Source organism: Saccharopolyspora gregorii, assembly GCF_024734405.1.
Classification (GTDB): Bacteria; Actinomycetota; Actinomycetes; order Mycobacteriales; family Pseudonocardiaceae; genus Saccharopolyspora_C; species Saccharopolyspora_C gregorii.
In genome coordinates, this window is the sequence record NZ_CP059556.1 from 2,589,140 (window position 1) to 2,599,621 (window position 10,482).

The 10,482-nt window shown below is 73.0% G+C and carries 11 protein-coding genes; 7 read left to right on the forward strand and 4 right to left on the reverse strand.

Annotated elements, in window-relative coordinates:
• Nucleotides 1–273: 273 nt before the first annotated feature.
• The 5 genes from H1226_RS11115 to H1226_RS11135 all read left to right on the forward strand — a co-directional run bounded on the left by H1226_RS11115 (nt 274) and on the right by H1226_RS11135 (nt 4,090).
• Entirely contained in the window at nt 274–825 is a 552-nt protein-coding gene (locus tag H1226_RS11115; RefSeq protein ID WP_258348921.1) for a TetR/AcrR family transcriptional regulator, read from the forward strand.
• A gap of 28 nt (nt 826–853) precedes the next feature.
• Entirely contained in the window at nt 854–1,957 is a 1,104-nt protein-coding gene (locus H1226_RS11120) for a mandelate racemase/muconate lactonizing enzyme family protein (RefSeq protein WP_258348922.1), read from the forward strand.
• A gap of 206 nt (nt 1,958–2,163) precedes the next feature.
• Entirely contained in the window at nt 2,164–2,898 is a 735-nt protein-coding gene (locus H1226_RS11125; RefSeq protein ID WP_258348923.1) for an SDR family NAD(P)-dependent oxidoreductase, read from the forward strand.
• Entirely contained in the window at nt 2,895–3,629 is a 735-nt protein-coding gene (locus H1226_RS11130; protein WP_258348924.1) for an SDR family NAD(P)-dependent oxidoreductase, read from the forward strand. The genes H1226_RS11125 and H1226_RS11130 overlap by 4 nt, the downstream gene beginning before the upstream one ends.
• Before the next feature lie 86 nt (nt 3,630–3,715).
• Nucleotides 3,716–4,090, forward strand: coding sequence for an MmcQ/YjbR family DNA-binding protein (locus tag H1226_RS11135; protein ID WP_258348925.1), 375 nt, complete (start codon nt 3,716–3,718; stop codon nt 4,088–4,090).
• Between the two features lie 66 nt (nt 4,091–4,156).
• On the opposite strand, the gene H1226_RS11140 is transcribed toward H1226_RS11135, so the two are convergent.
• Together H1226_RS11140 and H1226_RS11145 are read right to left on the reverse strand one after the other, a co-directional pair.
• A complete protein-coding gene (locus H1226_RS11140) occupies nt 4,157–5,386 on the reverse strand; it encodes a CynX/NimT family MFS transporter (protein WP_258348926.1) in 1,230 nt (409 codons plus the stop codon).
• Between the two features lie 230 nt (nt 5,387–5,616).
• Nucleotides 5,617–6,333: a FadR/GntR family transcriptional regulator gene (locus H1226_RS11145; RefSeq protein ID WP_258348927.1), complete on the reverse strand. Its 717-nt coding sequence runs from the start codon at nt 6,331–6,333 to the stop codon at nt 5,617–5,619.
• Nucleotides 6,334–6,505: 172 nt separating this feature from the next.
• Between H1226_RS11145 and H1226_RS11150 the strand changes: the two genes are divergently transcribed.
• Nucleotides 6,506–7,795: a glycoside hydrolase family 5 protein gene (locus tag H1226_RS11150; RefSeq protein ID WP_309148803.1), complete on the forward strand. Its 1,290-nt coding sequence runs from the start codon at nt 6,506–6,508 to the stop codon at nt 7,793–7,795.
• A gap of 379 nt (nt 7,796–8,174) precedes the next feature.
• Here the strand turns inward: H1226_RS11150 and H1226_RS11155 are convergent, their stop codons facing one another.
• Complete coding sequence (locus H1226_RS11155) at nt 8,175–8,744, reverse strand: DUF4232 domain-containing protein (protein ID WP_258348928.1); 570 nt, start codon at nt 8,742–8,744, stop codon at nt 8,175–8,177.
• 179 nt (nt 8,745–8,923) lie between these two features.
• Here H1226_RS11155 and H1226_RS11160 point away from each other — a divergent pair, with 179 nt between their 5' ends.
• Nucleotides 8,924–9,478 (forward strand): P-loop NTPase family protein, encoded by a 555-nt coding sequence (locus H1226_RS11160; protein ID WP_258348929.1) that lies wholly within the window; start codon nt 8,924–8,926, stop codon nt 9,476–9,478.
• Nucleotides 9,479–9,482: 4 nt separating this feature from the next.
• Here the strand turns inward: H1226_RS11160 and H1226_RS11165 are convergent, their stop codons facing one another.
• Entirely contained in the window at nt 9,483–10,214 is a 732-nt protein-coding gene (locus tag H1226_RS11165) for a lysophospholipid acyltransferase family protein (protein ID WP_258348930.1), read from the reverse strand.
• Nucleotides 10,215–10,482 lie beyond the last annotated feature (268 nt).

Below are 10,482 nucleotides of genomic sequence, written 5' to 3' on the forward strand. Positions count from 1 at the left end.
CGAACTCGGTGGTGTCAGGGGATTCCGGCGCGGACGCGGGCGGACGCGTCGGCGGCCGGGCAGGGCGGCGGGCGCAGGCCCGGGCCGGCGGGGGATCGCGCACCGGGCATCGCACTCCGCCTCCCTCGCGCCGCGGGGCGTCACCGGCAGCGCCCCCGGAACCGGAACGATACGCAACTCGCCGCGGCCTGTGCAGAGGTTTCACCGAGCAGGGCGCGGCCGTGGTAGAACGATCGCTTTACAAGGGTAGAGCGATCCTCCTACCATCGCCGCGTGACCGATACCAAGCAGCGGATCGCGGGCGAGCTGGAGCGCAGCTTCGCGGAGAACGGCTTCGCCGAGCAGGGCGTGGAAGCCCTGCGCGCCGAGGCCGACGTCTCGCTCCGCACCCTGTACAAGTACTTCCCGAGCCGCGAGGCGATGATCGTCGGCGCGCTGGAGCACCGGGACCGGGTGTACTTCGACTGGCTCGACGGCGGGCCGGAGTCCGGCGTCGACCACGTGCTGCACCTGCTGGTCCGGCTCGGCGACTGGCTCGCCGAGGTCGCGAACACCGGTTGCCTGTTCATGAACGCCCTCGCCGAGCACCCGGACAGCGCGCCGATCGCCGCGGCCGTCCGGGAGCACAAGGACAAGCTCGCCGACGAGTTCCGCATCCGCCTGGAGCACGTCGCGCCGGACCAGGACACCGCCCACCTGGCCGAAACCCTGTTCCTGCTGCACGAGGGCATGACGCAGTCGGCCCGGTTGCAGGGACGGGAACGGGCCTGCGCGGCCGCGCTGCGCGCCGCCCGGGCCGCCCTGTCGGCCGAGAACGTCCGCTAGCACCGCGACATCGGATCGGAGTTTCCGCGTGGAGATCCGCGAAGTGCACGTCTACACCCACGACCTGCCGGTGCGGAACCCGCCGCGGGTCATGTCCAGCGGCACGGTGTGGTCGTTGGAGACCACGCTGGTGCGCCTCGTCGCCGAGGACGGCACCGAGGGGTGGGGCGAGACCTGCCCCGTCGGGCCCACCTACGCGGAGGCGCACGCCGCCGGGGCCCGCGCCGCGCTGGCGCAGCTCGCTCCCGGGCTGATCGGGGCGGAGCCGTGGCCGGTGGCGCTGCACCGCACGATGGACGGCCTGCTCACCGGGCACCACTACGCGAAGGCGGCCGTGGACATCGCCGCGCACGACCTGATCGGGAAGCGGCTCGGCGTGCGGGTGGCCGAACTCCTGGGCGGGGGAGCGGTGGCTCGGGTGCCCACCTACTACTCGGCGGGCGTCGGCGATCCGGACGAGGTCGCCCGGATCGCGGCCGAGCGGGTCGCCGAGGGCTATCCGCGGCTGCAGGTGAAGCTCGGCGGCCGTCCCGTCGAGGTCGACATCGAAGCGGTGCGCAAGGTCTGGGAGGTGGTCCGCGGTTCGGGCGTGCGCCTGGCGGCCGACGGCAACCGGGGCTGGAACACGCGCGACGTGCTGCGGCTCAGCCGCGAGTGCGCCGACGTCCCGCTCGTGCTGGAGCAGCCCTGCGACACCGTCGAAGAGCTGGCCCGCATCCGCCCGCAGGTGCAGCACCCGATCTACTTGGACGAGTCCGGTGTCAGCCTGAACGCCGCGATCTCCGCGGCCGGGACCGGGCTGGTGGACGGCTTCGGGATGAAGGTGACCCGCATCGGCGGCCTCGCGCCGATGCGCGCGTTCCGCGACCTGTGCGCGGCGCGGCACCTGCCGCACAGCAGCGACGACGCGTGGGGCGGTGACGTGATCGCCGCCGCCTGCGTGCAGCTGGGCGCGACCGTCCGGCCGGACCTGAACGAGGGCGCGTGGATCGCGGCGCCCCACATCGACGGCCACTACGACCCGGCGGGCGGCATCCGCATCGACGACGGGCACATCGCGCTGCCCGAAGGGCCCGGGCTCGGCGTCACGCCGGACCGCGACCTCTTCGGCGATCCGGTCGCCAGCTTCTGAACCGCTGATCCCGCTCCTGCCGCATCGGGTCGGGGTGGCCTCCAGCTGCTTGCTCGCCGCGGAATCCTCCGCCGCGGGAGGGAACGCCGTCCGCACCAGGAACCAGCCGTGCGTGGTTCCCGTCAGCCGCGTCGCCGCTGGCGGGTGGAGGGATCGAGTCCGCTGCCCCGGGTCTCGGGCAGGTGGCGAATCACTAGGAGTGGAACATGCGGTTCTCCGGACGGAACGCGCTCGTGACCGGTGCGGCCGGTGGCATCGGCGCGGTGCTGGTGGAGCGGCTGCGCGCGGAAGGCGCGCGGGTCGCGGTGGCGGACCGGGACGTGCGCGGGATCGAGGCGGACGCGCACCTGCCGGGTGATCTGCTGGACCCGGCCTACGCCGACGGCCTGGCACCGGCGGCGCGGGAGGCGCTGGGCGGGCTGGACGTGCTCGTCAACAACGCGGGCGTCATCACTCGCGGGCCGGTCCCGGACACCTCCGACGCGGACTGGTCGCTGTCGGTCGGGGTGAACGTCGAGGCGCCGTTCCGCCTCTGCCGGGCCGCGATCCCGCTGATGGCGGCCGGTGGCGGCGGCGCGATCGTCAACGTGTCCTCCTGCTGGGGCGGCAAGGCGCCGGGGCCGAACCACGCCCTGTACTGCATGACGAAGGCGGCGATCGCCTCGCTCACCCAGTGCATGGGCATGGACCACGCGGAACAGGGCGTCCGCGTGAACGCGGTGTGCCCCAACGAGGTCAACACCCCGATGCTGCGCAGCGGTTTCGCCCGGCGCGGATTCGACCCGGACACCGCGGTGGCCGAGCTGGGCCGGACGGTGCCGCTCGGGCGGATCGCGGAACCGGCCGACGTCGTGGACGTGGCGCTGTTCCTCGCTTCGGACGACGCCCGCTACGTGTGCGGGGCACTGGTCGAGATCAACGGCGGGAAGGCGGTCGCATGAAGCGCTTCGACGGCAAGGTCGCGCTGGTCACGGGAGGGCGCGCGGGGATCGGCCGCGCCATCGCGCGGCGGCTGCGCGACGAGGGGGCCACCGTGTTCACCGCGCAGCGCGGCGCCGACGAGGAGTTCCGCTCGATCCCCGCGGACCTCGCCGATCCCGCCGCTCCGGCGCGGATCGTCGGCGAGGTCGTGGACCGCGCCGGGCGGCTGGACGTCCTGGTGAACAACGCCGGGATGATGCAGGAATCGGCGGTGGCGGCGATGTCGCTCGACGACTGGCAGCGCAACCTCGCCGTGAACCTGACCGCCCCGTTCCTGCTGATCAAGGAGGCGTTGCCGCACCTGCGCGCGACGCGGGGGAACATCGTCAACGTCGGGTCCGTCGAAGGACTCGGCGCGAACCCCGGGCACGCGGCCTACTGCGCGACGAAGGCCGGGCTGCACGGGCTGACCCGCGCGGTCGCGGTCGACCACGGGCCGGAGGGCATCCGGTGCAACGCGGTCGCGCCGGGCTGGATCGACACCGACCTCAACCTCGAATTCATCGACGCCACACCGGATCCGGCGGCCTTCCGCCGCGAGATCGGGCGCATCCACCCGGTCGGCCGCACCGGCGCGCCGGAGGAGGTGGCCGCGCTGGTCGCCTTCCTCGCCGCGGAGGAGGCCGGGTTCATCACCGGCAACACGTACGCGGTGGACGGGGGCCGGATGGCGAAGCTGAGCCTGCCGTGAGGTGGCGCCGCTCCGGTGCTCCCCGTGGCCGGGGTGCGCCGGAGCGGAGGCTCGCGCCGTCGGGGATGCGGCCTACGGTGGGAGCCGTGACGCCCCACGAGTTGAAGGCCGCGTGCCTGGCCATGCCCGGCGCGCGGGAGGAGTTCCCGTTCGACGAGCGCAACAGCGCGTTCAAGGTCGCCGGGAAGCTCTTCGCGATCAGCCGCCTGGACGCCGAACCGCTGCGGGTCAGCCTCAAGTGCGAGCCGGACCTGGCGGTGCACCTGCGCACCAGCCACCCGGACGCGGTGCTGCCCGGCTACCACCTGAACAAGCGCCACTGGAACACGGTCGTCGTCAACGCCACCGTCCCGGAGCAGCACGTCCGCGACATGATCGAGGACTCTTACGACCTGGTCGTCGCGGGCCTGCCGCGGCGGGAGCGGGAGAAGCTGCGCTGGTCGGCGCTGCGCCACGGCTGACGCCGGCCACCGGTCGCACCGGGTCCCGTGCCGTCCTCGTCGCGGGGCGACGGCCGGCCTCGGCGCTCAGAGGTGGCGGGGGCTCGCGGCGGCCCACGCGGTGACCAGCTGCACGGCTTGCAAGCCGAGGAGCACGAGCAGCGGTGCGGTCCAGCCGCCGCTGAGGTCGTGCACGGTGCCGAGCGCGGTGGGGCCGAAGGCCGCCAGCAGGTAGCCGAAGGACTGGGCCATGCCGGACAGCGCCGCGGCCTGCCCGTGGTGGCGGGTGCGGAGCCCGAACACCGACAGCGAGAACACGATCATCCCGCCGCCGGCGAGGCCGAGCAGCACGCTCCACAGCAGCGCCAGCGCCGGGACGAGCACCATGCCGCCGAGGCCGACGACGTTGATCAGCACGAGCCCGGCGATCAGGCCCCGCTGGTCGCGCGCCCACCGGTGGATGATGGCGGCGGTGGCGAGGTTCCCGGCGATGCCGAAGAACTGCAGCACGCTCAGGTGCAGGCCCGCGGTCGCCGGCGCGGTGCCGTGCGCGGCTTCGACCTCCGGCCACCAGGTGATGATGCAGTAGTACAGCGCGCTCTGGGTGCCCATCGACACGGTGATCATCCAGGCGAGGCCGGACTTCCACGGCGAGCGGTACTGCTCGGGATGCGCGTCGAGGGCCGCGGCGACCTCGTGCCGGGGGCGGGTGGAGCGGCGCAGCTGCGGGCTGAACACGGCGAAGCCGATCAGCGCGAGGCCCGCCCAGATCCCGAACGAGACGCGCCAGCCGGAGTCCGAGACCCCGGCGAGCGGCACGGCGACCCCGGACGCGAGCGCCGCGAACGCGGACTGCGTCGCCGAGTAGGCCCCGGTGACCCGTCCGCCGTCCTGCGGGAAGTCCCGCTTGATCAGCGCGGGCAGCAGCACGTTGATGAGCGCGATGGCGAAGCCGAGGGCCAGCGTGCCGATCCACAGCGCGGGCTGCCACGGCGCGGAGCGGACGACGATGCCGACGGCGAGGATCGCCAGCGCCCCGCCGAGGGTGCGTTCGAGACCGAACCGGGCCGCCAGCGGCGGAGCGACGGGGGAGAACAGCGCGAAGCACAGCAGCGGCAGGCTCACCAGCGCGGACGCGACCGCGGAGGACAGGCCCAGGTCGGCGCGCACGTCCCCGACCAGCGGGCCGACGACGGTGAGACCGGCGCGCAGGTTCGCGCCGGTCAGCAGGATCCCGACCAGCACCAGGCCGGTCCGAAGTGGACGGTTCGTGGTGTCGCCGGTCGGTGCCGGGTGGGTCGTGCTGGTGGAGTTCACTTCGGCAGCCTTCGTCGAGCGTGGTTCTCGGTGAGCGCGCGAGCGGTGCGCGGCGATCGTCGCGGGTGCGGCTGGATCGGTGGTCCTCGCGCGGTGGCACGGGCCTCGACGTCCGGCCGGTCGGCACGGGCGGAAGCGCCCGGCGTCAGCGGTGTTCCCCGCTCGGCGGGCCGAGCGACGGTCTCCGGCAAATGTATGACAGCTGCACGGGCGTGCCAAGTTGACGTGCGTCACCCGTCGTCGGTGCCGCCGTCCTCCGCGCGCACGAAGGCCTCCCGCGCGTGCTGCAGCAGGCGGGTCGCCGCGTCGGCCGCCGCGTCCGGGTCCCGCTGCCGCAGCGCGCTCAGCAACGCGTGGTGCTCGTCCTCGTTCTCCCACTCGCCGACGAGGAACCGCCGCCGCGCGCGCTCGGACAGCTCGCCAGGGGAGTACGTCGAAGCCCGGTCCACCCCGCGGTACATGTCGAGCAGCAGCGGGTTGCCGGAGGCGGCCACCAGGGCGTCGTGGAACCGGATGTCCCGCTCCAGGCGACCTTTCAAGTCGGTCGCCGCGTCCCGGTCGGCCAGCAGGACCGCCAGCTCGCCGAGCTCGTCGTCGGTGGCGCGGGCCGCGGCGAGCCGGGCGGCGTAGATCTCCAGCGCTTCGCGGACCTCGAAGACGGAGTCGACCGCGCGCGGCGAGATCTGCCGCCGCAGCACCGCGTCGAGCTCGCTGGCGGACCGCACGTAGGTGCCGTCGCCGGGCCGGGCTTCGAGCAGTCCGGCGTGGATCAGGCCGCGCAGCGCCTCGCGCACCGTGGCGCGGCTCGCCCCGAACGCCGCCACCAGGTCGTGCTCGCCCGGCAGCTTCGTGCCGACCGCCCACTCGCCCGAGGTGATCCGCTTCCGCACCTGGTCACCGATCTGCACCGACATCGGGACGTGACGCGTGGCGGGGCGGAACGACATCCCGCAACTGTAGGGCACCTGCTGCGACGGGCCCGGCCGAGAGGCCGCCGCGAACGGGAAAACCGTGGATTTCCCGATCATCCGGGTGCGGTGATCGCTGCGAGGATGGATCGGCCACCGTCGATCTCCGGATCGACCGACTTCCGGGGAGCCGACCAGTGGAGATGTCCGCGTGATCGCCAGAGTTCTCGTCGCCGTGCTGGCAGCCTCGCTGCTGGCGCCCGCCACCGCGGCCGCGTCCGAGCGGGCCGACGCCTCCTGGACGGGGCCGCTGCACACCGAGGGCAGCCGCATCGTCGACGCCGACGGCAACGACTTCCAGCTGAAGTCCGGGAACTGGCACGGCGCCAGCGGTACCTGGAACGGCAGCGGGGACGTCGACGACCCCGCCAACCACCACGACGGCGAGCACTCCCACGGCATCCCGCTCGGCCTGGACCGGGCCTCGATGGACGACATCGTCGGCAGCTTCCACGAGCTCGGGATCAACAGCATCCGGCTGCCGTTCTCCAACGACATGATCGACGACGAGGCCACCGTGCCCGACGAGGCGGTCGCCGCGAACCCGGAGCTGCGCGGCAAGACGCGGCTGGAGATCTACGACGCGGCCGTGCGGGCGCTGACCGGCAGCGGGCTCGCCGTGATCCTCAACAACCACACCGGCACCTCCCGCTGGTGCTGCGGCGTCGACGGCAACGAGCGGTGGAACAGCAGCCAGAGCGACCAGGAGTGGGAGGACGACTGGGCGTTCATGGCCGCGCGCTACGCCGACAACGAGCGGGTGGTCGGCGCCGACCTCTACAACGAGGTGCGCCGGGACGTCTTCGACGACCCGAACTGGGGTCTCGGCGACGAGCACGACTGGTTCGCCGCCTCGCAGCGCGCCGGGGACCGGATCCTCAACGAGGCCAACCCGAACCTGCTCATCATCATCGAGGGCATCAACTGGACCGGGCTCCCGGTGGACGGCCTGCCGCACGAACGGCCCACCCTGGAACCGGTGCGCGAACTGCCGCAGCAGCTGGTGAAGCCGGACAAGCTCGTCTACTCGGCGCACTTCTACGGCTACACCGGGCCGAACCACAGCGGCGCCACCGGCACCGGCGAGACGCACGACCCGCGCTACCAGGACATGTCGCGCGAGGAGCTCTACGACGTGCTGCGCAGGCAGGCGTTCTTCGTCACCGAGGACGGCGAGCCCTACACCGCGCCGCTGTGGATCAGCGAGTTCGGGGTCGGTCGCGGTGAGCAGGACGCGAAGGCCCGCGAGTGGTTCGAGAACTTCACCGACTTCCTGGTGGCCGAGCACGCGAACTTCGCCTACTGGCCGCTGGTCGGCTGGCAGGAGGGCGGCGAGTCCGACGGGTGGGGCCTGGTGCAGTGGGATTCGGCCGGTGACCGGATCTCCGTCGACGACGGCGACTGGCGGGCCGACGCCTGGCACCGCCTGACAGCCGACTGAGTTCTTCCTTGGTCGTCGGGGTTCGGTTGATCGGTGGTGGGGTGGCGGAACCTCAGCCGCTTTCTCGCTGCGGGATCTTTTTCCCGAGTGGCTCCGCCACGAGGGAAAAAGCTGTCCTCGCGAGAAAGCGGCTGAGAACCCGCGGGTGGTCCGGTTGCGTGCTGGGTCGGTAGCTCAGCGGCGTCGCCGCTGATAGGAGACGGGCAGACTGTCGGGTGGGGTCGTGGGGGCGTCGACAGTCCGGGTGGGTCCCGCGCCTTCCCGGCGCGGGACCGGCCGGATCAGCGTTCCTCGGTGGGGTGCGCGGTCACCTCTCGTCCTTCGTGGACCGCGCGAATCCCGTTGCCGGAGCAGAGCATCCAGTGCTCCGCTCGTCCGGTCAGAACGGCTTGAACTCGTGCACGTAGGTGCCGGGGTGGGTGGCGCCGTCCTGGCGCAGCACGCCGAAGTCGTGCGACCACGGGATGTGCAGCGGGTCCTCCTGGCCCGGCGGGATGGTGACCAGCTCGGTCGGCCGCCACGCCTCGGGGCTGCGGTCCGGGAGCACCGTCAGCTCCGCGATGCCACGCTCGCCGGCCGTCAGCAGGTACCCGGGATCACCGTCGTCCACCCGCGGCACCGAATAGGTGGGCCCGTGCACCGGGTCGTCCGGGCCGACGAGGTCGACGCCCGGCGCGCCGCGCAGGATGCACTCGTGGTCGGAGGCGTTCGTGTACTCCAGCTGGATGCGCAGCTGCCCGGAGCCGTCGTCGAGGACCCCGCCGAACCTGGCGTCCAGATCACCGGTACCGCAGCGCGGGGTGTCGGCCGATGCGGTGCGCGCCGCATCGGCCCCGGCGGCCGACTGCGCGCCGAGCGCCGACTGGCCCGCCTGGGCACCTGCGCCGCACGCCGTCACCGTCAGCGCCGTGCCCGCCAGCGCCAGCGCCCCCAGGGTGGTCCGCAGCATGTCGTGCTCCTCTCCTCGCGGGAACCCGGTGCTCCCGCCCGCTACTAGTGGGACGTCCGGGAGCGCAGCGGGTTGCCCCGCGTGATCGACGAGTCGCGCGCCGCCCTCGCGGTGCGGGCCGAACGGCCGATCGCGGCCCGGCTACCGTGGTGCGCCGACCATGAGCGGAGGGGGAGCGGATGCCGGGGCGACGAGTGCTGGTGACCGGGGCGACCGGCGTCGGCAGCACGACCTTGGGACGCGCGCTGGCCGTCGCCTGGGCGGTGCCGCACGCCGACGTCGACGACTACCTGTGGCTGCCCACCTCGCCGCCGTACACCGACGAGCGCCCGGTGGCGGAACGGGTTCCGCTGATGCGGTCGCTGTTCGTGCCCCGGCCCGCGTGGGTCCTGTCGGGCACGCTGCGGGGATGGGGCGACGAGGTGATCACCGACCTGGACGCCGTCGTGTTCCTCACCGCCGAGACCGACGTCCGGCTCGAACGGCTGCGGCGGCGCGACGTCGTCCGCTACGGCACGGCCGTCGCCGCGGGCGGCAGCCTGGCGGCCGCGCACCACGACTTCCTCTCCTGGGCGGGCGACTACGACGACACCGACGTGCCCGGCCGCCGCAGCGCGGACGAGACCTGGCTGGCCGGGCTGCACCGCCCCGTCCTGCGGCTGTCCGGCGAACGCCCGCTGGACGACCTGCGCGCCGACGTCCTCGCCTGGCTCGGCGACGTCGACCCGCGCTGACACCTCACCGCTCGTCGTCGAGCGCGGCGGCCTCCTCCGGGGTCGGGGCGGTGCCGCCCAGGTGGGCCGGGAGCCACCAGCGGTCGTCCTCACCGGCGGGACCGTCGGGGTAGCCGGTCTGCAGGTCGTCGAGGATCGCGGACATGCGGGCGCGCAGCTGCTCGCTCAGCACCTCGGGATCGTCGTCCGGGCCGGGGTGGAACGGTTCGCCCGCGTGGATGTGGATCGGGACGTGCCGCTTGGTGAGGGTGCGCGGCCTGCCCTTCGTCCACAGCCGCTGCGTGCCCCACAGCGACATGGGCAGCACCGGGACGCCCGCGTCGGCTGCCATCCGCACCGCGCCGGACTTGATCGGCTTGACGGTGAACGAGCGGCTGATGGTCGCCTCGGGGAACACCCCGACGACCTCGCCCGCGCGCAGCCGCGCGACCGCCTCGTCGTAGGAGGCCCGGCCGGCGGACCGGTCCACCGGGATGTGGTGCATGCCGCGCATGAGCGGACCGGCGATCCCGTGGTCGAAGATCTGCTTCTTCGCCATGAACCGCACCAGCCGCCGGGACGGCTGCGCGCCGAGCCCGCAGAAGATGAAGTCCAGGTAGCTGACGTGGTTGCAGGCGATCACCGCTCCACCGGTGCGCGGGATGTGCTCGGTTCCCGTCACGCGCAGCCGGTTGTCCAGCACGCGGAACATGGTCTTCGCCGCCAGCACTACGGGCGGGTACACGATCTCGGCCATCGCGCCAGGTTACGCAGGCGTAGGTTCGGCCCGCGCCCGGCTGCGGCCGCCGTCACACCCGGGCCGGCCGGGCCGGTTCCCGATCGCGCGGGGATGCGGGCCGGGAGAACGCGTCCTCGGATTCGGTGGCCGAGTTCTCGCGGGCCTCGTGGTTCTTCCGCGGTCGCCACGAGTTGCCGCACCACGAGAACTTCGCGCGGATCGAGGAATGCTCGGTTTTGCTCCGATTCCTTCGGATAATTGCCGGGAGCAACGTTCTTCTTCGGCA